22 protein-coding genes are annotated in these 24899 nt (G+C 64.3%); 12 read left to right on the forward strand and 10 right to left on the reverse strand.

What is annotated here, in order from left to right:
* Nucleotides 1–51 precede the first annotated feature (51 nt).
* Entirely contained in the window at nucleotides 52–1155 is a 1104-nt protein-coding gene (locus tag RPS27_RS00355) for an NAD(P)/FAD-dependent oxidoreductase (RefSeq protein WP_212067386.1), read from the reverse strand.
* A 202-nt stretch (nucleotides 1156–1357) separates the two neighbouring features.
* Here RPS27_RS00355 and RPS27_RS00360 point away from each other — a divergent pair, with 202 nt between their 5' ends.
* From RPS27_RS00360 to RPS27_RS00390, 7 genes are all read left to right on the forward strand, one after another.
* Nucleotides 1358–4045 (forward strand): EAL domain-containing protein, encoded by a 2688-nt coding sequence (locus RPS27_RS00360; protein WP_212067385.1) that lies wholly within the window; start codon nucleotides 1358–1360, stop codon nucleotides 4043–4045.
* Between the two features lie 138 nt (nucleotides 4046–4183).
* A complete protein-coding gene (locus RPS27_RS00365; RefSeq protein ID WP_313753837.1) occupies nucleotides 4184–5647 on the forward strand; it encodes a glycerol-3-phosphate dehydrogenase in 1464 nt (487 codons plus the stop codon).
* A gap of 60 nt (nucleotides 5648–5707) precedes the next feature.
* Nucleotides 5708–6874, forward strand: coding sequence for an ABC transporter ATP-binding protein (locus tag RPS27_RS00370; protein WP_313753838.1), 1167 nt, complete (start codon nucleotides 5708–5710; stop codon nucleotides 6872–6874).
* Nucleotides 6871–7785, forward strand: a complete 915-nt coding sequence (locus RPS27_RS00375; RefSeq protein ID WP_212067382.1) for an ABC transporter permease — start codon at nucleotides 6871–6873, stop codon at nucleotides 7783–7785. Before RPS27_RS00370 ends, RPS27_RS00375 begins: the two co-directional genes overlap by 4 nt.
* A 4-nt stretch (nucleotides 7786–7789) precedes the next feature.
* Nucleotides 7790–8602 (forward strand): ABC transporter permease, encoded by an 813-nt coding sequence (locus RPS27_RS00380; RefSeq protein WP_212067381.1) that lies wholly within the window; start codon nucleotides 7790–7792, stop codon nucleotides 8600–8602.
* Nucleotides 8603–8776: 174 nt separating this feature from the next.
* Complete coding sequence (locus RPS27_RS00385; protein ID WP_212067380.1) at nucleotides 8777–9625, forward strand: C1 family peptidase; 849 nt, start codon at nucleotides 8777–8779, stop codon at nucleotides 9623–9625.
* 103 nt (nucleotides 9626–9728) lie between these two features.
* The gene (locus RPS27_RS00390; protein WP_211415995.1) at nucleotides 9729–10040 is read left to right on the forward strand and encodes a protease inhibitor I42 family protein; all 312 of its coding nucleotides are present in this window, start codon (nucleotides 9729–9731) and stop codon (nucleotides 10038–10040) included.
* Nucleotides 10041–10064: 24 nt separating this feature from the next.
* Here the strand turns inward: RPS27_RS00390 and RPS27_RS00395 are convergent, their stop codons facing one another.
* The 4 genes from RPS27_RS00395 to RPS27_RS00410 form a co-directional block, all read right to left on the reverse strand.
* On the reverse strand, nucleotides 10065–10931 hold the full coding sequence (locus RPS27_RS00395; protein ID WP_194404297.1) for a carbohydrate ABC transporter permease: 867 nt from the start codon (nucleotides 10929–10931) through the stop codon (nucleotides 10065–10067).
* Nucleotides 10928–11800 (reverse strand): carbohydrate ABC transporter permease, encoded by an 873-nt coding sequence (locus RPS27_RS00400; RefSeq protein WP_194404296.1) that lies wholly within the window; start codon nucleotides 11798–11800, stop codon nucleotides 10928–10930. Before RPS27_RS00400 ends, RPS27_RS00395 begins: the two co-directional genes overlap by 4 nt.
* A 94-nt stretch (nucleotides 11801–11894) precedes the next feature.
* Nucleotides 11895–13280 carry an ABC transporter substrate-binding protein gene (locus RPS27_RS00405; RefSeq protein ID WP_194404295.1) on the reverse strand — a complete coding sequence of 462 codons (1386 nt, stop codon included), beginning with the start codon at nucleotides 13278–13280 and terminating at the stop codon, nucleotides 11895–11897.
* 195 nt (nucleotides 13281–13475) lie between these two features.
* A complete protein-coding gene (locus tag RPS27_RS00410) occupies nucleotides 13476–14456 on the reverse strand; it encodes a LysR family transcriptional regulator (protein WP_212067378.1) in 981 nt (326 codons plus the stop codon).
* A 118-nt stretch (nucleotides 14457–14574) separates the two neighbouring features.
* On the opposite strand from RPS27_RS00410, the gene RPS27_RS00415 reads away from it, so the two are divergent.
* Together RPS27_RS00415 and dctA are read left to right on the forward strand one after the other, a co-directional pair.
* Nucleotides 14575–15648 (forward strand): 4-oxalomesaconate tautomerase, encoded by a 1074-nt coding sequence (locus RPS27_RS00415; protein WP_212067377.1) that lies wholly within the window; start codon nucleotides 14575–14577, stop codon nucleotides 15646–15648.
* Between the two features lie 52 nt (nucleotides 15649–15700).
* The gene (gene dctA, locus RPS27_RS00420; RefSeq protein WP_211415999.1) at nucleotides 15701–17086 is read left to right on the forward strand and encodes a C4-dicarboxylate transporter DctA; all 1386 of its coding nucleotides are present in this window, start codon (nucleotides 15701–15703) and stop codon (nucleotides 17084–17086) included.
* Between the two features lie 126 nt (nucleotides 17087–17212).
* Here the strand turns inward: dctA and RPS27_RS00425 are convergent, their stop codons facing one another.
* Entirely contained in the window at nucleotides 17213–19099 is a 1887-nt protein-coding gene (locus RPS27_RS00425) for an AsmA family protein (RefSeq protein WP_212067376.1), read from the reverse strand.
* Nucleotides 19100–19386: 287 nt separating this feature from the next.
* Here RPS27_RS00425 and RPS27_RS00430 point away from each other — a divergent pair, with 287 nt between their 5' ends.
* Genes RPS27_RS00430 through RPS27_RS00440 form a run of 3 tightly spaced genes read left to right on the forward strand, consistent with a single transcriptional unit; the run spans nucleotide 19387 to nucleotide 21418 of the window.
* Nucleotides 19387–20094 carry a CoA transferase subunit A gene (locus RPS27_RS00430; protein ID WP_018317833.1) on the forward strand — a complete coding sequence of 236 codons (708 nt, stop codon included), beginning with the start codon at nucleotides 19387–19389 and terminating at the stop codon, nucleotides 20092–20094.
* Between the two features lie 15 nt (nucleotides 20095–20109).
* Complete coding sequence (locus RPS27_RS00435) at nucleotides 20110–20760, forward strand: 3-oxoacid CoA-transferase subunit B (protein ID WP_027532494.1); 651 nt, start codon at nucleotides 20110–20112, stop codon at nucleotides 20758–20760.
* A 22-nt stretch (nucleotides 20761–20782) separates the two neighbouring features.
* Nucleotides 20783–21418 carry a GNAT family N-acetyltransferase gene (locus RPS27_RS00440; RefSeq protein WP_212067375.1) on the forward strand — a complete coding sequence of 212 codons (636 nt, stop codon included), beginning with the start codon at nucleotides 20783–20785 and terminating at the stop codon, nucleotides 21416–21418.
* Between the two features lie 34 nt (nucleotides 21419–21452).
* Here the strand turns inward: RPS27_RS00440 and RPS27_RS00445 are convergent, their stop codons facing one another.
* The 4 genes from RPS27_RS00445 to RPS27_RS00460 all read right to left on the reverse strand — a co-directional run bounded on the left by RPS27_RS00445 (nucleotide 21453) and on the right by RPS27_RS00460 (nucleotide 24705).
* Entirely contained in the window at nucleotides 21453–22331 is an 879-nt protein-coding gene (locus tag RPS27_RS00445; RefSeq protein WP_212067374.1) for an SUMF1/EgtB/PvdO family nonheme iron enzyme, read from the reverse strand.
* 51 nt (nucleotides 22332–22382) lie between these two features.
* Nucleotides 22383–23480 (reverse strand): copper-containing nitrite reductase, encoded by a 1098-nt coding sequence (gene nirK / locus RPS27_RS00450; RefSeq protein ID WP_211416002.1) that lies wholly within the window; start codon nucleotides 23478–23480, stop codon nucleotides 22383–22385.
* 123 nt (nucleotides 23481–23603) lie between these two features.
* Nucleotides 23604–24479, reverse strand: a complete 876-nt coding sequence (locus RPS27_RS00455) for a copper chaperone PCu(A)C (RefSeq protein WP_212067373.1) — start codon at nucleotides 24477–24479, stop codon at nucleotides 23604–23606.
* Between the two features lie 25 nt (nucleotides 24480–24504).
* Entirely contained in the window at nucleotides 24505–24705 is a 201-nt protein-coding gene (locus tag RPS27_RS00460; RefSeq protein WP_211416004.1) for a hypothetical protein, read from the reverse strand.
* Nucleotides 24706–24899: the final 194 nt, after the last annotated feature.

Genomic DNA, 24899 nt, shown 5'->3' on the forward strand with positions numbered 1-24899 from the left:
CCATTTGCGCGGCTCTTGGATTTCGTCTCGATGCTCTAGAGACCTGCGAGCCTAGACGTCTACGAGCTCGGCGACGTGATCGGCGATCGCGAGCGACGACGTCAGACCCGGCGATTCGATGCCGAACAGATTGACCAGACCTGCGATGCCGTGATCGCGCGGCCCCTGCATCAAGAAGTCTTGCGTGGCCACCGCGGGCGGCACGATCTTCGGCCGGATGCCTGAATAGCTCGGCATCAACGCGCCGTCAGGCAGTGTCGGCCAGTATTTGCGGATCGCCGGATAGAACCGCTCGGCACGCGACGGATCGACCTCGTAATCGATCGTCTCGATCCACTCGACGTCGGGGCCGAAGCGCGCCTGGCCGGCCATGTCCAGCGTCAGGTGCACGCCAAGTCCGCCGGGTTCGGGCACCGGATAGATCAGGCGCGAGAACGGCGCCTTGGCATTGCAGCTGAAGTAATTTCCCTTGGCGAGATAGGCCGGTGGAATGCGATCCAGCGGCATGCCGTCGATGTTGCGCGCTACCGCCGTCGCCGAGAGCCCAGCGGCGTTGACGAGCAGGCCGCATTGCAGCGTCATCGGCGCCTCGCCGCCGGCCTCGATCTCGATGACGCCGCCGGCCGCCTTGGCACGGACCAGCGGGGTGTGAAACGCGAAGGCGGCGCCTGCCGCCTCGGCTTCGCCGCGCAGCGACAGCATGTAGGCGTGGCTGTCGATGATGCCCGTCGAGGGCGACAGCAGTGCGGCGTCGCAGGCCAGCGCCGGCTCCAGCGCGCGTGCCGCCTCGCCCGCGAGCAGCTGCATGTCGAGCACGCCATTGGCCTCGGCATGCGCCTTGATCGCTTGCAGCTTGGCGGTCTCCTGCGGGCTGGTCGCGACGATCAGCTTGCCGCAGTTCTTGTGCGGGATGCCGCGCTCGGCACAGTAGCGGTAGAGCGCGTGCTTGCCGTCGACGCACATGCGCGCCATCCAGCTCCCGGCGCGGTAGTAGATGCCGGCATGGATCACCTCGCTGTTGCGCGAGGAGGTGATGGTGCCGATCGCCTCGGCCTCCTCGAGCACGATGACCTCGCGCCCGGCCTGCGCCAGCTTTCGGGCCACCGCGAGCCCGACCACCCCGGCTCCGACGACGACGCAATCGACCCTATCCATGGTTGTGCAGCATGTCCGCTGGTCGCGCCGGTGGCATCAGGCCCGGAATGAATGGCGCGGGGGCGTTTTCCGTTAAGGAAGAATTTATCATGTCAGGGCAATTGCCGTATTTTACATCACATTTTTCTGTTGCGCGTACAGGCGTTTACCCGATCCAAACCCGTGAAGCCAGACAATCCGACGTTGAAATCGCGGGTGGCTGATGGCTGAGAAGAACTGGCACGAGGGCAGCACGCTTCCGATTGCTGTGCAGGCCGTTGTGTGCCTGGCCGGCACGGTTGCGCCCGCGCGCGCCTATGCGCTGTCGGACGGCTTCGCCGCGCCGAGCTATCTTGGTCAGCTCGATCCCAATGTGGTCTGGGAAGTCCTGATCGCGGGCATCGTCGTTTGCGCCTTCCTTGCCGCGATCGCGCTGTGGATCCATTCCTCGCTGCGCCGGACCAGGCGTTTGCAGCTGCGGCGCAACGCCTTCGTCTCCTCCGCCATGAACAATCTCAATCAGGGCGTGGTGATGACGGATTCGCAGCGCCGCATCATCTTCTGCAACGACCGCTATCTCGAGATTTACGGCCTGACGCGCTCGGACATCTGGGCCAACATGAACGGCTATGAACTCCTCGAGCTGCGGCGCAAGCGCGGGGTGCTCGGCGTGGCCTCCGACGACGAGTTCTATGAGAAGGCGGCCAGCACCAACGGCCTGATCACCGAGCTGCCGGACGGGCGGGCCATCCTGGTGAAATATTTCGTGCTGCCGAACGGCGGCTCGGTGGCGACGCATCTCGACGTCAGCGAGCAGCGGCGGCTGTCACGGCAGCTCGCCTCGACCAAGCAGTTCCTCGAAACGGTGCTGGACAACGTCCCGGCTTGCGTGGCCGCGAAGAACATCGAGGATGGCCGCTATATCTTCGCCAACAGTGCCTATGAGCGGTTCTGGGGCTTCTCGCGCGACCACGTCGTCGGCAAGAATGCGCGCGAGCTGTTCGCGTCGGTTTCGGCTGCCAGCATCGAGGCGACCGACCGGGCGGCGCTCAATTCGTCGGACGGCCAGTTCCGCAACGAATTCGAGGTCGACCGCGGCGGCGAGCGGCGCATGGTCGCCTCGATCCGGATCGTGGTCCGCGACGAGAGCAACAAGCCCGAATTCCTGATGCTCGTATTCGAGGACATCACCGACCGCCGCTCGCTGTCGAAGGAGCTGGAGAGCACCAAGAAGTTCCTCGAACTGGTGGTCGACAACATCCCGGTGGCCCTGATCGTCGAGCAGGTCAAGGATGGCCGCTATCTGCTCGCCAACCGCAGCGCCGAGACGATCCTCAATCGCAGGCGCGAGGAAGCCACGGGCCTGACGGCGTCCGACATCTTCAACCCCAAGGAAGCCAAGCTGATCATCGCGCGCGACGAGGCCGCGATCAAGAAACGCGGGATGATCACCGAGGAGCACCCGATCTCCACCAAGGACGGGCTGCGGCTGTTCCTGACCCGCCGCGCCACCGTGCTCGGCGATACCGGCGAGCCGCAATATCTGATCAAGACCCACGAGGACGTCACCGACCGCCGGCAGACCGAGTCGCGCATGGCGCACATGGCCTATCACGACGGCCTCACCGATTTGCCGAACCGCGCCGCCTTCCTGCAGGCGTTGACCCAGATGATCGAGGCCTGCGAAGGCACCGACGAGGAATTCGCCGTCCTCTGCGTCGACCTCGACGGCCTCAAGGAGGTCAACGACGTCTTCGGCCACGCACTCGGCGACAAGCTCCTGGTCGAAGTGGCCCAGCGGCTTCAGGACTCCGCCCGCGGCGGCGTGGTCGCGCGCCTCTCCGGCGACGAATTCGGCCTCATCATCGACGGCAAGCAGCCGGATTCGGGCCTTGCGCTGGCGCAGCACCTCGGCGAAGCCGTCGCGAAGGAATTCCAGATCGACGGCCGGGCGGTCCGCGCCGGCGCCACCACCGGCATGGCGGTCTTCCCGCACAATGGTGCTGACGGCGCCTCGCTGCTCGCCAATGCGGGTGCGGCGCTGTTCCGGGCCAAGCAGAAGTCCCGCGGCACGATCAGCCTCTACCAGCCGGAGATGGACCAGCAGATCCGCGATCGCCGCGTGCTGCACCAGGACCTCTCAATGGCGATCAAGAACGGCGAGCTCTCGCTTGCCTTCCAGCCGCAGGGGGCCGCGGGCCACAGCGTCGCCGAGAGCGAGATCATCGGCTTCGAGGCACTGGCGCGCTGGCAGCATCCGGTGCGCGGCCAGGTCTCGCCGGCCGAATTCATTCCGATCGCCGAGGAGAGCGGCCTGATCGTCGAGATGGGCGAGTGGATCCTGCGCGAGGCCTGCCGCGAGGCGGCGTCCTGGCCGAAGCCGCTCCAAGTCGCGGTCAATCTGTCGCCGGCGCAGTTCATGCACGGCGACGTGGTTGGCCTCGTCCATTCGATCCTGATCGAGACCGGCCTTGCACCCGGCCGGCTCGAGCTGGAGATCACCGAGGGCGTGCTGATCGAAGATTTCGACCGGGGCCTCGCGCTGCTGCGCCGATTGAAGGCGCTCGGCGTTCGGATCTCGATGGACGATTTCGGCAGCGGTTATTCTTCCCTGAGCTACCTACAGGCGTTCCCGTTCGACAAGATCAAGATCGACCGCGCCTTCATCATCAATCTCGGCCGCAATCCGCAATCGGCTGCGATCGTCCGTGCGGTGATCGATCTCGGCCATGGCCTCGACATGTCGATCATCGCCGAGGGCGTCGAAACGGTCGAGCAACTCGCCTTCCTCGCCAAGGAGGGCTGCGACGGCGTGCAGGGCTATCTGCTCGGCAAGCCGCTGCCGATCGGCAAATATGCCGGTCTCGTCGGCCGCGCCGAGGTCATGGAGCTTGCGCTCAAGACCGGCTAGGGCGCTTTCGAGCGAAGTGGACGCCGGTTCGCGTCAAGAAAACGCGCTAGCCTATGAATCCAGAGCACCGTTCCGATTTCATCGGAACGGAAATGGCTCTAGAGATGAGAGGGCGCTTCGCTCCTTCTCGACGGCTTCATGGCGGATTACGACCTTGCGATCATCGGCGGCGGCCTGAACGGTGTCAGTCTCGCGCGCGATGCGGCCGGCCGTGGTCTGCGGGTTATTCTGTTCGAGCAGGGCGATCTCGGCGGCGCGGCGTCCTCGGCGACACCGCGGCTGATCCACGGCGATCTGTCGGTGCTGGAGCGGCGCGGGTTCTGGCGGGTGCGCCGGTCGCTGGCCGAGCGCCCGATCTGGCTTTCCATCGCCCCGCATGTCGTACGGCCGATGCGCTTCGTGATCCCCGCGCATTCCGACGAGCGTCCGCCATGGCTGCTGCGCGCCGGCTTGTTTCTCTACGACGGCCTCATCAGCCGGAACGGACTGCCTGGATCTGTGACCCTCGACATCACCCATCATCCGGTCGGCAACGCGCTGAAGCGCCCGTTCGGTACGGCCTTCGAATATTCGGACTGCGTGGTGGACGATTCCCGCCTGGTGGTGCTCACCGCGCTGGATGCATCCGAGCGCGGCGCCGCGATCCGCACGGGGGCGCGCTGCGTGCGCGCCGATCGAACCGACGTCTGGCGGCTCGCGGTGGTCGATCGCGGCCATCGCCGCACGATCACGGCCCGGGCGCTGGCCAACGCGACCGGGGGCTGGAAGTCGATGGTCGCCGACACCGTGCTGCGGCAGCCGCAGCCGGCTATGGCGGCTACGCAGATGAGTCAGATCGTGGTGCCCAGGCTGTTCGACTCCGAGAATGTCTACGTGTTTCAGAACCACGATGGACGACTGATCTACGCTCAGCCGTTCGAGCGCGCGTTCACGCTGATCGGCACGGTCACGCATGCCTTCACCGGAGATCCCGCGATCGTCGCAATGCCGGGGGCCGATGTCAGCTATCTCTGCGAGGCGGCCAGCCGCTATTTCCGCGAGCGCGTTGCGCCCACCGACGTGGTTCGGACGGTCTCCGGCGTCAACCTGACGCTGGCGTCCGCGCGGGGACGCGACGGCGCGATGCTGTTCCATGCCCGCCGACGCAAGGCGCCGCTGATCACGATGTTTGGCGGCGACGTTACCACCTCGCGCCTGCGTGCCGAGCAGGCGGTGACGAAGCTGACGCCATTCTATCCGATGTCGCCGCCCTGGACGGCCGGCGCCGTGCTGCCTGGCGGCGATTTCGCCTGGGATCGCTTCGACACCGAAGTCGACCTTGCGCGCGACCGCTGGCGCTTTCTTGAGGAGACACAGGCCCAGCGCCTGGTCGGGGCCTATGGCTCGCGGCTCTCGGCAGTGCTCGGCGAGGCCAAGGCCCGCGACGAGCTCGGCCCTGCTTTCGGCCCAGAGCTAACGGGCGCCGAAGTGCGCTATCTCATGACCCGCGAATGGGCGCGCTTTCCAGATGATGTCCTGTGGCGCCGTTCCAAGCTCGGCCTGACCATGGCTGCGGCGGATCGTGAGGCGCTGGCAGCGTTCATGGCGGATGTCCACCGCTAACCGGTTGAGCAAAGGTCGATCGGCCGCTAGCGTGCGGCGGAATCGGGGTTGGCAGGGACCATGACGGACGAATTGCCCAAAACGCGCGCCACCACAAATGCGGTCGATGGAGACGCTGCTGTCGGCCAGCCGCTGCTGCGCATCGAGAACGTCGCCAAGACGTTCGGGACGTTCCGCGCCGTCGACGGCGTGTCGCTCGACATCAAGGCCGGCGAGTTCTTCGCGCTGCTCGGTCCGAGCGGCTGTGGCAAGACCACTCTGCTGCGCATGCTCGCGGGCTTCGAGGCCCCGGACGAGGGCCGCATCCTGCTCGGGGACAAGGACATCGCGCAGGCGCTGCCGCACGAGCGCCCGATCAATATGATGTTCCAGAACTACGCGTTGTTTCCGCATCTGTCGGTGCGCGAAAACATCGCCTTTGGACTGAAGCGTGCCGGCATGGCGCGCGCCGAGATCGCCACCCGTGTGGCCGAGATGGTCGCGTTGGTGAAGCTCGAGGGGCTGGAGAAGCGCAAGCCCGACCAGCTCTCCGGCGGCCAGCGCCAGCGCGTCGCGCTCGCCCGCGCATTGGCGCGGCGGCCACAACTTCTTTTGCTCGACGAGCCGCTCGCGGCGCTCGACAAGAAGCTGCGCGAGAGCACGCAGGGCGAGCTGATGGAGCTGCAGCGCCGGCTCGGCATGACCTTCATCATCGTCACGCACGACCAGGAGGAGGCGATGACGATGGCGAGCCGGATCGGCGTGATGAAATCAGGCAAGCTGGCGCAGGTCGCGAGCGCCCGCGAGCTCTATGAAGCGCCGCGCTCGCGCTGGATCGCGGAGTTCGTCGGCGACGTCAATCTGTTCGACGGCGAGACCAAATTGCGCGACGGTCATCGCCTGGTCGTCGGCACGCGTGATGCGGGCACGTTGGTGGTCGCCGAACCACGCGAGCCGGTCGGCGCGGGACGATTCTCGATCGCGATCCGTCCCGAGAAGGTCAAGCTGTCGCGCCGGGGCCCGGTGAGCGAGGCCGGCCGTGAAAACGCGATCAACGCCCTGGACGGCGTGATCGCCGACATCTGCTATCTCGGCGGCACCACCACTTACAAGGTGAAGCTCGATGCCGGCGGAACGGTGCAGGCGTCCGTCGCCAACAGTGCGCGCCTCGACGTCGATGCCTACAGCCTGAATCAGCATGTCGTCGCCTGGTTCTCTCCCGACGATTGCGTGGTGCTGCAATCATGAGCGCCCGCCGCATCTTCGCGCGCCCGGCGCGCTTCGCCGCGATCGCCCCCTATGTCTGGATGGTGCTGTTCTTCCTGGTGCCGTTCGCTTTCGTGCTGAAGATCAGCCTGTCGCAGACGGCGATCGCGCAGCCGCCCTATGAGCCCGTGTTCGACCTGACGGCAGGATGGGACGCGCTCAGGGCGGCCTTTGCCGCACTCTCGATCGATAATTTCAAGCTGCTCGCTTCTGACGATATCTACGTGTTCGCCTATGTGCGCAGCCTCACCGTTGCGGTGACGGCCACCGCCCTGTTGCTGCTGATCGGCTATCCCATCGCCTATGGCATGGCGCGACTGCCGAAGGCTTGGCAGGCGGTGGCGATGGTGCTGGTGATCGTGCCGTTCTGGACCTCGTTCCTGATCCGCATCTATGCCTGGATCAACATCCTCCAGCACGACGGCCTGCTCAACCAGATCCTGCTGGCTTTGCACCTGGTCAGCCAGCCCGTGGTCTGGCTCTCCACCGACAGCGCGATGTATATCGGCATCGTCTATTCCTATCTGCCGTTCATGATCCTGCCGCTCTACGCCACGCTCGCCAAGATGGAGCCGGCGCTAGAGGAGGCGGCCGGCGATCTCGGTGCTCCGCCCTGGCAGGTGTTCTGGCTCGTCACCTTTCCGTTGTCGCTGCCTGGCGTCGGCGCCGGCGTGCTGCTGTGCTTCATCCCGATCGTCGGCGAGTTCGTCATTCCGGATCTTCTGGCCGGCTCCAATTCGCTGATGATCGGCCAGACCCTGTGGCTCGAATTCTTCACCAACAAGGACTGGCCGGTCGCGTCCGCCGCGGCCATCGTGTTGCTGGTCGTGCTGCTGGTGCCGCTGCTGCTTTATGAGCGGCTGCAAAAGCGGCAGCTGGAACAAGGGCGCTGAGACGATGCGCAGGGTCTCTCGCCTCTCCCGCTTCAACATCGCCTCGCTCGCGCTGGGTCTGGCATTCCTCTATCTGCCGATCCTCATCCTCATGATCTATTCCTTCAACGCCTCGCGCCTCGTCACGGTGTGGGGCGGCTGGTCGCTGCGCTGGTATCACGAGCTCTTCAATGACCGCGCCATGATCGAGGCGGCCTGGATGAGCCTGCGGGTCGCGGTCTCCTCGGCGACCATCGCCACGCTGCTCGGCACGCTGGCCGCGGTCGCGCTGTCGCGCGGCGAGCGGTTCCGTGGCCGCACGCTGTTCTCCGGCATGCTCTATGCGCCGCTGGTGATGCCAGAGGTGATCACCGGATTGTCGTTGCTGCTGCTGTTCGTGGCGCTCAACGCCGAGCGCGGCTTCTGGACCGTGACGATCGCCCACACCACGCTGACGATGTGCTTCGTCGCGGTCGTCGTGCAGTCCCGCCTCGGCTCGCTCGATCGCTCGCTGGAGGAAGCGGCGATGGATCTCGGCTGCAACCCGCTCCGCGCATTCGTCTCCGTGACGTTGCCGCTGATCGCGCCTGCGATCGTCGCCGGCTGGATGCTGGCCTTCACGCTGTCGCTCGACGATCTCGTCATCGCGAGCTTCACTACCGGACCGGGCTCGGCCACCTTGCCGATCCGCATCTATTCCGAGGTGCGTTTGGGGGTGAAGCCGGAGATCAACGCGATCTGCACGCTGGTGATCGCCCTGATCGCCGTCGTTATCGTCATCGCCTCGCTCGCTTCGAAGCTGTCGAGCTCGCGGGGCGAGAGCGCAGCGCCGCTGTAACAACTGAGGGCGACTCGTCGCGCGCGCGACGAAGTGACGCTGAATAACATTATTCTACCTCTGGATGTGTAATCCACTTCACAGCTCTCCGCTGAGGTCGGGCGCATAAAGTTATGTCGCCCCACGGGCGTCAGCTCGCATTGCCTCACATCCTCATTTCACAAGGAAATCATTATGGCGAAGCGTAAGAAGAGCGACAGAAATCAGAAGTCATCTGCCTCTGAAACGTCGGGACGTCCCGAACAGCACCGAATTTGCAATCTGCTGCCGTCCCGCGACACTCAGAATGACTGGCAGTATGAAAATGCGCTGGCCGCAAACGCCGTCACCGCGCCCGCGGCGCTTCCGGCCAGTGTCGATCTGCGCGCGGCGTGGTGGGACATTGGAAACCAGGAATCGACGGGATCCTGCGTTGGCTGGAGCTCGACGGACGGCATCGCCCGGTATCATCTGGTCAAGGCCGGCAAGCTGGATGCGAAAGTCAAGCTGTCGCCCCGCTTTACCTGGATGGCGTCCAAAGAGACGGACACGCTGACCAGTTTGCCGGAAACGATGATCGAGGGAGCAGGCACCACCCTGAAGGCGGCAATGGACATCCTCCGGAATTACGGTCCGGTGCCCGAGACCTTGCTGCCGTTTCACATTACGACCAACATGTATCTTGGCGACGAAAAGACCTTCTTCGCAACGGCCGCGACGCGCAAGATTGCGTCCTACGTCAATCTGCAACGCAATACGGCAAACTGGCGGTCATGGCTCGCGACGCACGGGCCGATCCTGGTCGGATTGAATGTCGATCACGCCTGGGACAATGCCACTGCCACGCACGGCATCATCGACACGTTCCAGCCGGGAACGGTACGCGGCGGCCATGCGGTGTGCGCCGTCGGATACCGGGCCGATGGCCGCATCATCATCCGCAACAGCTGGGGCACCGCCTGGGGCGACAAGGGGTTTGCTTACGTCAGCGAAGCCTACATCAATGCCGCTTTCTATTCAGAGAGTTATGGGGCGACCGTCTAGACTGGATTGGCGGGCTCGGCGCGGACGGGCAGGAACTTGACGTCCGTCCGCGCGTTTGGTGTGCTGCCGTGCACAGGCGGGCTTTGCTGCGGGATTGAAGCGTATGCCGTCGTTGACCGAAGCTGATAACGATCGCACGCTTGATCTGCGGGGCGGAGACACCGTTGAAATCACGCTCCCCGAAAACGCCACCACCGGCTATCGCTGGGCCATCGAGCGGATCGATTCAGGCATTGTCGAGGATGGCCAAGCGACGCCGAATTATTCTTCGGGCCAGCTCGGAAGCGGAGGCGAAGTGAAGTTCTCCTTCAGACGCATTTCGGCCGGAAGCGGCGATGTCGTGCTGAAGTACTGGCGCCACTTCGAGGGCGACACATCCGTGACGAGACGGTTTCGCATCCGGCTCGAGTCATGATCCTGAATCGCGCAAACCTGATGCTTACGACTTCACCGCACCTGCCGTGAGCCCGCCTACCATGTAGCGGCGGAAGGCGTAGTAGACCGCGGCCGGCGGCAGCGCGTAGATGAAGCCGGTGGTCATCAGCAGCTCCCAGGGCGAGTCATCGGCGGCGAGGAAGTTGCCGAGCGCGACGGGAAGGGTGATCTCGCGGTCGTTGGAGAGCAGCAGGAACGCGTAGAGATATTCGTTCCAGGCCAGCAGCACCGCATAGGTGCCGATCGCGACCAGCGAGGGCATCATCAGCGGCAAATAGACCAGGCGGAAAATCTGCAGCGTCGTCGCGCCGTCCATCACCGCGGCCTCGTCGAGCTCGACCGGCAGCTTGTCCGACGCCTGCTTGAGCACCCAGATGGCGTAAGGCGAGGCGATCGTCACCATCGCCAGGATCAGCGACCAGTGATTGTTGAGCAGGCCGTAATTGCCCATGGTCCGGTACATCGGCACGGCCAGGAACGCGGCCGGAATGAAATAGGTGAAGAGCGCGAGGTTCAGCACGATCCGTCCGCCCGGCACTTTCAGCCGCGAGATCGAGAACGCAGCCGCGGTCGCGATGAACAGCGTCAGCACGCCGACGGACGCCGCAATCACCACCGAATTCCAGAACTGCACGTAGAAATCGCGCAGGAAGTAGTGCTGCTGCTTGAACACGATCTCGAAGTTGTGCAGCGTCGGATGGTCCGGCCACAGCTTGCCCGAGAATGCGTCCTCCTTCGGGGAGATCGCGAACAGGAACATGTGATAGATCGGGATCATCGTCCACAGGAAGACGGGAATGCCGATCAGCAGGAGCCGCGCTTCGATCCCGACTTCGCGCCAGGAAAACTCTCTTACGCCGGGGAGCTTCATCGGGACAACCGTTTCATCATGAAGTACACGAGCGGCAGGACGAACGGCATCGCGCAGACGATGGATGCCATTGCCAGCGAGAGCTGGTCGAGCCGGAGATAGCGGATGCCGAGCGTCGACAGCACGTGCGTGAGGTCGGCCGGGCCGCCGCCGGTGAGCAGATAGACGCTGTTGAAGTCGCCGAGCGTCCAGATCATCGAGAGCAGCGTGCAGGTGACGTAGAGCGTCTGCATCGACGGCCAGGTGATGTAGCGGAATTTCTGCCACCAGCTCGCACCGTCGACTTCGGCGGCCTCGAACAGGTCGTGCGAGATCGCAAGGCGGCCGGTGATCAGGATCAGCGTCCAGAACGGCAGAGACTTCCAGATATGCACGGCGATCGCCATGGTCAGCGCCACGGTCGGATCGTTCAGCCAGTTCGGGCCGTCATCGCCGGTGAAGGAGAAGATGAAATGGTTGATCATGCCCCATTCGGGATTGAGCATGAAGCGCACCGACAGGATGGTCGGGATCGACGGCACGGCCCAGGGCAGGATGAAGATCACCGAGAGCCATTTGATCCAGGGGCGCTGCTGGGCGAAGAAGCCGGACAGGAACAGCGCGATCAGCATCTTGATGTTGATGCCGATGACCAGGAAGATCAGCGTGTTGACCGCAGCGCGCGCGAAGATCGGGTCGTTATAGAGCGCGACATAGTTCGAGGGGGCCCGCGCCAGCCAGAGCCCGTAGCAGACGGGATAGACCACGAAGGCGAGGAAAACGAGCAGATAGGGCGCGAGCAGCACGATGCCCCAGACCTGCGCCGGGGTCAGCCGAGACGACAGGGGCGGGCCGGGGACTGCCTGATCGCCTGAGAGCGTGATCGCCATTCTTTTTGGACTCTTCAAAGAGAAGCCGGCCGCGAAACGCGGCCGGTGTTGTTCTTACACCTCTCCCCGCAATGCGGGGAGAGGGGCGGATGAATTAACCCGCGACCTGCTTGATGCGGGCGATCAGTTCGTCGACGGCTTTGTCGACCGGAACCTTCTCGCTGACGACGCGGTTCATCGCCTTCGCCCACACGTTCTCGTTGTTGAGAATCGTGAACTTCCAGTTCTTGGTGAAGTCGAACGCCGCGGTGCCGCCCTTGAACTGGGTGTAGACGGCCTTGCGGTGCTTGTCAGCCTGCCAGAACGGGCTTTCCTGGCTTTCCTTCGTCACCGGGAACCAGCGGCCGAGCGCGCCCTCGATGTAAGGACGGACGTTCTCTTCCTGGAGCAGGAAGCTGATGAACTGCTTGGCCTCGGCCTTGTTCTTGGCCGCGGTGAACACCAGTCCGGTCTTGACGTCGGAGCGGTAGCGGATGGTCGAACCATCCGGTGCCTTGGGGAAGGAGGCCGTGATGATGTCCTGCTCATAGGCCTTCTTGCCGGCCTCGCGCTGCTCGGGCGTCAGCGCCTGGTTCGTGGAATCCTCAAACCACTTCGCCGCAATCGAGATCGTGAAGTTGTGGGTCATCACGATGGTCTTGTTGTGGAAGGCGACGTTGTTGTCGGGATCCTTCCAGGTCGTGGAGGACGGCGGCGTGCAGCCCTTGATGTAGGTGTCGGTGTAATCCTTCATCGCCTTGATCAGGTTCTCGCGAACCTTGGGATCGTCGACGGTGAGCTTGCCGTCATCGTCGACCAGCTTGACATGGTAGGCGTCCATGAAGGTGTAGAAGGACTGGAAGGCGTCGGTGGATTCCACGCCCATCGGCTGGCCGACGGCATAGATGCGCTGGCCGGTCGCCTTGCGGATCGCGGGCTGCACCTTGTCGCACCAGAAGGTCCAGTAACCGCTCCAGTCGTTCGGAATGTCGCTCAGCTTGAAGCCGGCCTTCTCCAGCATGTCGTTCCAAATCTGGACGTGCATGCTCTGCTGTTTCAGCGGAAAGCCGTAATAGGCCTTCTTCTTGGTGACGTCGTTGTAGAGGATCGACGCATCGAGCGTGTTCTGCACGAAGCGGCCCTTGATCGGCTCCATGACGTCGGAGAGATCCTCGAGCTTGCCCTCATAGGCCCACTTGCCCTGCGCCTGGACGTCATAGGAATCGGAATAGGCGACATCGGGCACGGTGCCGGCATCGAGAGCGGCGACCGTCTTCGGAATCATGTCCTGGATCGCATACTGCGACAATTCGACCTTGATGCCGGTCTTGGCTTCGAATTTCTTGATCGTCTCGATCAACGCGTCGTCTTCGGAGCGGTAGAAGCCCTTGCCCCACCAGACCGTGATCGTCTTCTGCTGCGCAAATGCGGGTGCAGCGGCTGCAAACAGCCCGGCCGCAGCGACCGCCAGTGATACTGCGCCAATAACCTTGGATTTCACGTTTTTCTCCCTCAAACGGCCGGTGTTTTTAACCGGTCGTATAAAACACTAGCGCATGGCCGTCATCCGATCTAGCGGCTTCTTGTCAGACCTATGTCGCGGTTGAAGAGAGGCTGTGGGGCTGCGGATTCGCGCATCGATCCAAAGGCCGCATCAATACATGCCAATCAATTCGCCTCGCGGTGTCCGGCCTTGTCAGCGTTTCCCGCGAGGCACGGTCGCAGCGACATTCGCGCTCGTGTCGGCAGATCGGGAGCGCGGCCTGCCTTGCCCGCTGGTCCGGGCAGGCGAGCGCCATGCCTCCAGCAGCATCTTCAGAAACTGGCTGGCATGAGGGGACAGGGTCGCCCCGCGCCTGCGCACGATGCCGATCGTCCGCGACACTTCCGGCTCGATCAGGCGAATGGTGTGAATGATCGGATGGCCGGCCGCGGGCGTCGCGAGCTTCGGGAGCACGGCGATGCCGAGACCCGCCTCGACCAGGCCAAGCGAACCGGAGAGGTGGGCGACTTCATAGGACCAGTTCAGCTGCAGCCCGTGTCGCGCCAGTGCATTGTCGATCAGCGCGCGATTGCCGCTGTTGCGACCGACGGTGATGACCCGGTGCGGCACGATCTCCGGCCAGCTGACCTGCTTGCGCGACGCCAACGGATGGTCATGACGGCAGGCCAGCACGAAGGGATCCTCGACGAGCTTCTCGAATTCGATCTCGGCATGCGAGGCGCCGATGAAATTGATGCCGAAATCAACTTCCCCGCGCGCGACCGCTTCCAATCCCTCATTGGCGCCGATGTCGAGAATCCGGATGCGAATGCGCGGATACGCTTCCGCAAACCGGCCGATCGCACGCGGCAGGAAATAGAATACCGCTGTCGGCACGGCCGCCACCGAGACCAGGCCTGAGCTTCGCGCGCCGATGTCCTGGATGGCGAGCACCGAGGTCTCGAACTCGTCGATGAGGCGGCGCACCTTCGGCAGGAAGTCACGGCCGGTCATGGTGAGATTGACGTGGCGGGTCGACCGTTCGAGCAGGGGCGCCCCGAGACTTTCCTCGAGCTTCTGAATGCGCCGGCTGAGCGCGGGTTGCGACAGGTTGAGCGCCTTGGCGGTGCGGACGAAGCTTCCCGTCTCCGCCACGGTGATGAACGCCTTGAGGTCGAGCAATTCCGCGTTCATTACGGCCTCCCCATTATACCGATATCCGAAATAATACATCAGATATTTGCATTTCACAAAAGAGTTCTGCCGAGGGATGCTCCGGCCTGCGCGAGATTGTCGCCAACGGAACAGCTCCATGAACGATCAGATTGCCATTCCCTGTGTGGTCATGCGCGGAGGCACCTCGCGCGGACCGTTCTTCCTGGCCAGCGACCTTCCGGCCGACCCGGGGTCACGCGACGCTGTCCTGTTGTCCGTGATGGGAGGGGGACACGATCTCGGAATCGACGGGATCGGCGGCGGCAATGCCGTCATCAACAAGGTCGCGATCGTCGGACCGGCATCGGTGCCCGGCGCCGATGTCGATTATCTGTTTGCCCAGGTACGTGTTCGGGAAGGCATCGTCGATACCTCGCCGAATTGCGGAAACATGCTGGCGGCGGTGGGGCCGTTCGCAATCGAAGTCGGTCTCGTCGCCGCCACCGCGGATCGCACGCATGTACGCATCCACAACGTCAATACCGGCAAGCTGATCGACGCGACGATTGCCACGCCGGGAGGGCGGGTGACTTACGAGGGCGAGGCGCGGATCGACGGCGTGCCGGGAACGGCCGCGCCCATCGAATTGTCGTTCCCCAACGCGGCCGGCGCGCGCTCCGGCCGTCTGCTGCCGACGGGACGAGCGGTCGATCGCATCCACGGAATCGACGTGACCTGCCTCGATGCGGCGATGCCGGTCATGCTGGTCCGTGCGGCGGATCTGGGATGCAGCGGCCGCGAGGCGCCTTCCGATTTTGCCGACAGCAGCTTCCGCGCGCGTCTCGAAGACCTGCGGATCGAAGCGGGACGCCGGATGGGGTTTCCCAATCCCGCGAACATGGTGATCCCGAAACCGGTTCTGATTGCGCCCGCGAGCGGGGCGACGTTGAACGTCAGGTACTTCATGCCGCACGACTGCCATAGCGCGCTCGCGGTGACCGGCGCGGTCGCGATCGCCACGGCGTGCGTCACATCAGGAACGATCGCTGCAGAGATGGTCGGACCGCTGGCACCGCCGGTGCCGATCACGCTCGCCCATCCCTCCGGCCAGCTCGTGGTGAAGCTCGAGCCCGGTCCGGTTGCCCGGGTGTTGCGGACAGCCCGGCGGATCTTCGAGGGCCACGTCTTCGCCCGCCGGTCACAAGTGCCTCATTCCGTGCTGGCGGCCTGACGCTCGCGCCCCGCGAAGCCATCACAAAAACAGAGCCATGGGAGACAAGAGGATGCACAAGGAAGCGCTGGCCGGGCATGCGAGCACCGAGGCTCGGAAACCCTTCTACCGGATTCTCTACGTCCAGGTGCTCATTGGCCTCGTACTGGGTGTCCTCACGGGCCATTTCTGGCCCGAATTCGGCGCCGCGCTCAAGCCGTTCGGAGACGGCTTCGTCAAGCTGGTCAAGATGATGATCGCGCCGATCGTGTTCTGCACCATCGTCAGCGGCATCACCAGCATCAGCGATTCGCGCGAGGTCGGCCGCACGCTCGTGAAATCCATGGCGCTGTTCTATCTGCTGACCGTGCTCGCGCTGTTGGCCGGGCTCGTCGCCGTGTCCCTGATCCAGCCCGGCGCTGGCATGCATGTCTCCGTCAGCACGCTGGATCCGTCGGTGGCCGCGAAGTTCACCAAGCAGGCCGGTGCGACCGGATTTGCGGACTTCATGCTGCACATCATCCCGCATTCGTTCTTTGGCGCGTTCGCCGATGGTGAAGTGCTGCCGGTCCTGCTGATCTCCATCCTGATCGCCTTCGGCCTCAGCCGTGCCGGCGATGGGGGTGTCGTGGTGACAAAGGCAGTCGCCTCGTTCTCTCACGTGCTGTTCGTGTCGTTCGGCTTCATCATGAAGCTCGCGCCGCTCGGCGCCTTCGGTGCCATGGCGTTCACGGTGGGCCGCTACGGCATCCGTTCGATCGGCTCGCTCGGACTATTGATCCTGACCTTCTATATCGCCTGCTCCGTATTCGTGGTGGTCGTGCTGGGTACGCTGGCGCGGCTGAACGGCTTCAGCCTGTGGAAGACCATCCGCTACTTCAAGGAAGAATTGCTGATCGTGCTCGGCACGTCATCCTCGGAGCCAGCGCTCCCTGGCGCGCTGCGCAAGCTGGAGCAGCTCGGGTGTCGCAAGGGGGTCTCGGGCCTGGTGCTGCCGATGGGCTATTCCTTCAATCTGGACGGCAGCGCCATCTATCTCACCCTGGCGTCTCTGTTCATCGCGCAGGCCTGCGACATCCATCTGTCCTGGGGCCAGATCGCGGCGATGCTCGGATTGATGCTGCTGACCTCCAAGGGAGCGGCTGGCGTCACCGGCAGCGGCTTCGTTGCGCTGGTCGCGACGCTTTCGGTGATGCCGGATCTGCCTGTGACCGGCGTGGCGCTGCTTGTCGGCATCGACCGCTTCATGTCGGAGGCGCGGGCGCTGACCAGCATGATCAGCAATTGTGTCGCGTCCATCACGATTTCGCTGTGGGAGAACGCCTGTGACCGCGAGGTCTTGGACCGCGAACTGGGCCAGGGCAGCACGCCTGCGATCGCGACCGCACCGAGGATCGCTGCCGCCCCGCTGGTGCGGGAGGACAAAAGCTGGATTTCGACGACGCAATCGGCCGCTTGAGGCCGCCAAGCCGAGAGAGCGATGTCACCTTTCCTAAGCGCGATGACGATGAATCGTCATCGCGCTTCAGATGGCGTTTGGACACGATCTTTTCGGAGAGCCGGCGCGCACTGTCCAGATCATGGATCAGTTGGACTTGGCGCTTTCCTTGGCATTCTCGGCCGTCGGCGATCCCTCGGGACGCTTTCCGCCGCCCGTAATGCGCTGCTTCAGCAGATCGAGGAAGGGGGACGCCGCGGGCGATTGCCGGATCAGGCTCTCAGGGTCGGGGAAGATCAGCGGATCGTCCCAGGGACCCTGCACCATGAAGGGCAATTGAAAGCCGGACGTCGTATTGAGGCTTGCCACGCCCTTCATGTCGTATTCGCGCGTCGGCACCGAGGCGGTGCCGGTCAGCGTGATCTTCGCCGACGGCCCTTCAATACGGATGTCCTCGGCGGTGGCGATGCCATCGGAGAATTTCACCGCGATGGTGAGATTGTTGTACGGCGTCGACCCGTTGCGGAAATTGCCGCCGCCCGACAGAGGCCGCCGCTCCAGGCGCTTCAGGAGCTGCTCGGCGTTGAAGCCCGAGATCGCGCCGTCGTGCCCGGTGACCGTCGCGCTGCCGTCGAGCGACTGGACGAGGCCAAACGGGCTCGAGCCCGAGGCGAACAGCGACACGTTGATGTTGCCGCGACCGGACAGCTTGTTGAGGCCGAACAATTCGGTGGCGCAGGCCTGGAGATCGACGTCGGTGAACTGGAATTGCGCCTTGATGTCGGCGACGGCGTCGGTGCGCGCGATACCGAACGAGCCCTTGGCGATCCCGCCATAGACCTGGGCCTCGCCGACCGAGAGCGCCAGCGTGCCGTTGCGCAAATTGGCGCCGATCGCGGTACGGCCGAGCTTGGTCGGCCCGACCGTCAGCTTGGCTGCCGACAGGCGCATGTCGAGGTCGGTGGTCGACAATCCCTGGAGATCGAACAGCTGCCTGTTCCAGTCGCGCGCCCCGCTCGCGAGCAGGCGGAAGGTGGAGATGTAAGGCGTGAAGTCGAGCGCGTCGGCGGCGAGCGTCGCCTGCAGCGTCTGCCGGCCGTTATTGGCGTAGGTCATGACACCCTCGGCGGCGTTGCCGTCGAGTTCGACATTGACGTTGGTAAGCGCGATCGAGGGGCCGACGACGTTGGCGCGGGCCTTCAGCGCAAAACGGCCGAAGCCGCCGCTGGCGGGCTGCGGCTGCCCGGCCCAGCGCAGCGCGTTGCGCAAGGAGGGGCTGTCGATCGTCAGCGTGCCCTCCATCATCGGGCTGGTGCGGTTGGCGACGCTGCCGTCGAAGGCGAGCTTGAGCGGCGCACTGGCGATCCGTGCCTTCAACCCCGAGCGCTCGCCGGACAAAGCGGCGACGAAATCGGAAAAGCTGATCGAGCCGTCGACGCGCTCGCCGCGCCAGTCGAACTGTCCCGTCGCGGCGAAGGAGCGCGAGATCGAGGGCCAGGCCAGCGACAGGTCGATGTCGTCGAATTGCTCGGTGGCGTGGGTGGCGGCGTCCTCGTATTCGAGCACGCCGTCCTGGATCCGGATTTCGGAGAACGAGACCTGGTTCTCGGCCCCGGGCTTCATGGTGCGCGCGATGGTCTGGATGAAGGGCGTCCAGTTGCTCTCGCCGTCCGGCTTCAGGCTGACATGGATACGCGGCCGCAGCAGCGTCAGGTCGGCGATCTCGAACCGTTGCAGCAAGAGCGGCAGCAGCCGCAGATTGGCGGTGAGCACGTCGACATGGAGCGCGGAATCGCTGGTGCCGCCGCCCTTGAGGCCGACGTCGTGGAAGGAGATGTAGCTCGCGGGCAGCACCGAGATGTCGATGCTGCCCGCGACATTGAGCTCGAGGCCGGTAACGTCGCGGATCTGCGCTTCGACCGCCTTGCGCAGCGCGTCGCGGTTGATGAGCCAGGAGGTCGCGATCAGGGCGATCAGCGCCACGCCGAGCAGCGCCGCGATCGGCGTCCCGAGGCGCTTCATTCCTTGGGCCATGGTCAATGGCATGTCCTGATCGGGTTGGTCGTTGGAGCCAGAAGGGCGGGTCGGGAAACCTGCGTGCCCACGCCCAAGCCCTATTATGTTAAGTCCTGCAACTTGATGGGTTTTCTTGTCGCTTTCAAGGCCGCGGACGGTTCTGCCCACGGCGTGGGCAGCTTCTATCACCCGGGCGCGGTGCGGAGAACCCCGTATCATTGACGGCTTTGGAGGATTTCGCCTAATAATCGCCGCCAATAGGGCGCGACGCCTCCAAGCCGCAGGTTCAGTCGAAGGTTATTTGCATGAACAAGGTCTATCCCGACGCCAAGTCGGCTCTGTCAGGCATTTTGAAAGACAACATGATGATCATGTCGGGAGGTTTCGGCCTCTGCGGCATCGCCGAGGAGCTGTCGGATGCAATCCGCGAGTCCGGCGTCAAGGGTCTGACGGTGGTCTCCAACAATGCCGGCGTCGACGGCATCGGCCTCAGCCGCCTGTTGGAAACCCGGCAGATCAAGAAGATGATCTCGTCCTATGTCGGCGAGAACAAGCTGTTCGCCCAGCAATTCCTCGCCGGCGAGCTGGAACTCGAATTCAATCCGCAGGGCACGCTCGCCGAGCGCATCCGCGCCGGCGGCGCCGGCATTCCGGCCTTCTACACCAAGACCGGCGTCGGCACGCTGATCGCCGAAGGCAAGGAAGTGAAGGAATTCGACGGCGAGAAGTATCTGATGGAACGCGGCCTGTTCGCCGACCTCGCCATCGTGCATGCCTGGAAGGGCGACACGGCCGGCAACCTCATCTACCGCAAGACCGCGCGCAACTTTAACCCGATGATGGCGACCGCCGCCAAGATCACGGTGGCCGAGGTCGAGCATCTGGTTCCGGCCGGTGAACTCAACCCCGACCACATCCACACGCCCGGCATCTTCGTGAAGCGCATCGTCGAGGTCGGCACGGCCAAGAAGCGCATCGAATTCCGCAACACACGCCCGCGCACGGCAGCTTGAGATCAGGAGACGAAGATGGCCTGGACCCGTGAACAGATGGCCGCGCGCGCCGCGAAGGAATTGCGCGACGGCTATTACGTCAATCTCGGCATCGGCATCCCGACGCTGGTCTCGAACTACATTCCGGATGGTGTCGACGTCAGCCTGCAGAGCGAGAACGGCATGCTCGGCATGGGACCGTTCCCCTATGAGGACGAGGTGGATGCCGATCTCATCAATGCCGGCAAGCAGACGGTGAGCGAACTGCCGTCGACCTCGTATTTCTCGAGCGCGGATTCCTTCGGCATGATCCGCGGCGGCCACATGGATCTGTCGATCCTCGGCGCCATGCAGGTGGCCCAGAACGGCGATCTCGCCAACTGGATGATTCCCGGCAAGATGGTCAAGGGCATGGGCGGCGCGATGGACCTCGTCGCGGGCGTCAAGCGCGTCGTCGTGGTGATGGAGCACTCGGCCAAGGATGGCCCGAAGCTCCTGAAGAAATGTAATCTGCCGCTGACCGGCGAGCGTGTGGTCGACATGGTCGTCACGGATCTCGCCGTCTTCACCATCGACAAGCACGGCGACGGCGGCATGGCCCTGATCGAGCTCGCCGACGGCGTCACGCTCGACGAGGTCAAGTCCAAGACCGAAGCCGAATTCCGCGTCGCGCTGAAGAACACCTGAGGTCTTCGCAAAGGGGGCGCGCATGACGGTACGGTCGGCGCGTCCCGAAGACGCCGGCTTCATCGCTCGAACCATCCTGTCGTCGCAGCGCGGCTATCGGCCGCGCGGTTGGTTCGACGTCGCGCTCGGCTGGCCCGAAGCGCAATGCCGCGACTTCATCGCGCGCATCGCGGTCGCGCAGGCCGTGTCGATGTGGCACGTCTCGCAATTCCTGATCGCCGAGGTCGATGGCAAGCCGGCCGTGGCGCTGTGCGCGCTGCCCGCAGCCGGTACCGGACCTGCAGCCTGGAGCGCGATCGCGGAAGTCGGGGCTGCAACCGGGCTGTCTGAGACGGAGCTGGATGCGATCCGCCGACGCGGCGCCTATACGCGGGCCTGCTGGGTCCAGGGCGGCGAGGGCGACTGGATGATCGAGCATGTCGCGACCGACCCCGCCTATCGTGGCCGTGGTCTGGTGCCGGCGTTGATTGCGCATGCGCTCGACAAGGGCCGCGCGGCCGGATTTGGGCGGGCCACGATCTCGTTCCTGATCGGCAACGAGCCGGCCGAACGCGCCTACGCGAAGGCGGGCTTTGCCTTCGCGGAGGAAAAGCACGATCCCGCTTTCGAGACGATCATCGGCGCGCCCGGCTTTCGCATGTTCGCGCGGACGATTTGAGAAGCCGTGGTGCGGAAGATAGCGCGCTAATAGACTACGACCTCGCCGACCATACCTTGCTCCAGCGCGCCGACACGCTCGCGACCCACGAAGTCTCTTCGCGCACCAGGCGGAAGCCGAGATTGGCTGGCGGCACCCCTTGGGCGCAGCCGCCGGCGCGGGCGTCGCGGATGAAATCGGTGACATAGGCGCGGTGCGCGCCCTCGGCGACGCGCACGCCGCAATTCACGGTGGGGCGACCGGCATTGCCTGCTTCGTCGACGCGCGAGCGCACGAAGCAGGTCGAGGTCCACTCCCAGACGTTGCCGGCGAGATCTTCAACGCCGTGCTCGTTCGGGCCGAACTTACCGAACGGATAGGCCGTGGTGTCGGAGAGGTCGCGTTCGGATTCGCGCTCATAGCGGCTGATCCAGCGCTTCGAAGGATCGTTCGCATCGACTGCTACGCCATCGTCCTTGAATCTGGAGCCGGCGGCAAAGGCCCATTCGGCATCGCTGGGCAGGCGGTAATGGCGGCCGGTCTTGCGCGACAGCCAGCCCGCATAGGCCTCGGCGTCATGCCAGTTCACCTGCACCGCGGGGCGATCGGGGGCAACCGCCACGTCGCGATCGAGCGCGCGGCAGGCGCCGTCCTGCACGCAGAGCTGATAATCGGATGACGAGACCTGGTTTCGCATGATGTGCAGCGGTCGGTCGACGCGCATCGCGCGCAGCGGTGCTTCCGCCTGCTGTCCGGCGCGCGTGAAGTCGCCGGCCTCGCGATAGGACAGGCTGCCCGGCGCGACGCTGACGATCGCAGGCTCCCCGGCCGTGCCGCGGACCGCCACGGTCGAAACCAGCGGCGCCATCGCGATCGGCCCCGCGAGTCCGGCGACGCAGGCGAGGGCCATTTTGAGCTTGAATGCGATCAGCATGGTCATTCCCTGAAGAAGAAGGGGCCGGTGATGACCGGCCCCTTGTCGCGTTTAGTTGGTCTTGGGAGCCGGTATTTCGGCAGGTGCCTTCACCTGGGTCATCAGATCGTCGTTCCACTTGCCTTCGACCTTGAAGTGCGCGGTGGCACCGAGGTCTGCGGCTTCGATCAGATTGTGCGTGACATAGGCGTAGATGCCGGGCTGCTGGAACTTGTACAGCGCAGCTCCTGCCGAGCCGCCGCGGATGAACCAGGTCTCGAGCCCGACCTCAGGTGCATTGCCGAACTTGCCGGTCTCCCAGACATAGTCGCCATGACCGCCGATCAGATGCGGACGGCTGTCGCGATTGGCCTGCGAATGCACGATCAGCACGTTCTCGCCGACATTGGCGGTCAGGGCGTTCTTGCCGGTGAGCGCGCCGGCCTTGCCGTTGAACACGACGTGGGTCGGGATCAGCTTCTTCATCACCTCTTCAGTGTCGGTGAAGGCTTCACCCGGCGAGTCGTAGGACTTGAAGTTGCCCTTCTCGTCGCGTGGCACGTACATGTCCTGCTCGCCGATGTAATAGACCTTGTCGTACTTCAGCGCGTGGCCCTTGCCGTCGTTCAGGCCCTCGCGCGGCAGCACCATCACAGCGCCGTTCATGCCGGAGACGACGTGCCAGGGGATCATCGGGCCGCCCGGGGCGCAGTGATAGACGAACACGCCGGTCTTGGTCGCCTTCCAGCGCAGCACGACCTGCTCGCCGGGATTGATCAGGGTGAGCGCGCCGCCGCCGAGCGCGCCGGTCGCGGAATGGAAGTCGATGTTGTGCGGCATGGTGTTGGTCGCGGGATTGACCAGCGTCGTCTCGACGTAGTCGCCCTCATGCACGACCATCAGCGGGCCCGGCATCGAGCCGTTGAAGGTCATCGCCTGGAAAGTGGTGCCCTTCTCGTCGATGACGACCTTCTTCTCCTCGATCGTGAGCTTGAACTCGATGATCTTGGGGCCTTGCTTGGTCGCCTGCTCATGCGCATGCACGAAGGGCGGAGCGACCAGCTCGACCTTCTGGCGCGGCAGCTTGAGATCGTCGGCAGCCAAGGCGGGGGTCGCCAGCATCAGAGCGGTCGCTGCGGCGCTGATCAATGCGACTCTGCGGGTGAACATCGTAAGCATCCTTCATCTGGAAAGGTTTTGATGACGGGATGCACTGTGCGCCAACCGCGGCAAGAGTGTTTGCGCTGCGACAAGGTTTTGCCGGATTCGGTTCCGCAACAGTACGTAGGTGTCTTAACGGAGCAGGATCGGTGACACCACGTTAACCGCATCCAATGGCGTGATGCGGATGTCGAGGCCGAGCGACCAGCGGCCGGACAGTGGTGCCGACATCCTGACTCGCCACTGATCATGACTGATGCGCTCGGCATTTGCGGTGATCGGCGCCACGCCATGCTCGGGATTGCCGAGCGTGACCGCAACCGCATCCGCACTCAGGGGCAGTTCGTTGGCATCTTCGAGCTGGATTGCGATCTCCACCGGGCCGGCGCGTCCGGGAGAGACCGTGACGTTGGCCATGGCCTTTTCAGCATGGAGATGCGTGAAGAAGCTTTCGTCTGCGTCGGATGTCGCCGCGGGTGGGACCGCCGTCGCCTGCTCCGCGCGATGCGCAGGCTCCGTCGCAGCGGTGCTCTCCGTGCTTGCGGGCGCCTGTGCGCCCATGGCCTGCACATCCAGCGTCACGTTCACGTCTCCGGCGCGCTCGAACGACAGCTTCACCGGCATCTGGTCGCCGGCATGCAGCGGCACGTCGAGGCCTATGAACATCAGGTGTCCGCCGCCGGGCGCCAGCGTGATGACTTGTCCGGGTGCGATGACAAGCCCCTTGTCGAGCGGGCGCATGGTCATGATGCCGTCGTTGACGGTCATCTCGTGGATCTCGGTTCGAAGCGCATGGATGGCCGATGCAGCCTGCAGCCGCTCCGGCGCGTCGCCCCTGTTCTCGATCGTCAGATAGCCGCCAGCGACCTTGGCTCCGCCGGGCGTTGCCCGGCTCCACGCCTTGCTGATGACGAGATCGCCGCTGGTCGTGTCGGCGGCGAGGGCAGGCGACCCGACAAGGCATGTTAGGATGATGGCGCAGGCGACCGCGCGCTTGGATGAGATCATGATCGGGGCCCTGGACAGGACGTGACTAGAAGAGATGTGTGACAAGCCAGACCGCCGCCCAGATCGCCAGCGACAGCACGGCGAGGACAGCGATGACTGCGGCCAGAGCGCGCGCGGTGCCGGCCGGAGCCGGTGCGACCGGGGCCGGCCGGAAGTCGTCGAAACGCGGGATATGGCCGCGGACGTCGAGCAGGGAGAAAATCAGTTCGAGGACGAGAAGCCTCATGGGCAAATGCTCCGGATGTCGTGCCAATTTCAATGATCCTGGCCCGGAACAGGCCGCTGCGCTTTGCGCGAGCGCAACCTCCGGCGCGCGCCTCCTCCCGGGCCGACTTTGCGCGAGCGCAAGGTCGCCCCCTCGGATCCGGGTTAGTGGAGTGCATTCCGTGATTTGCCGTGACGTCTGCACACGGCCGAAAT

The organism is Bradyrhizobium sp. WYCCWR 12699 (assembly GCF_032144035.1).
Lineage (GTDB): Bacteria > Pseudomonadota > Alphaproteobacteria > Rhizobiales > Xanthobacteraceae > Bradyrhizobium.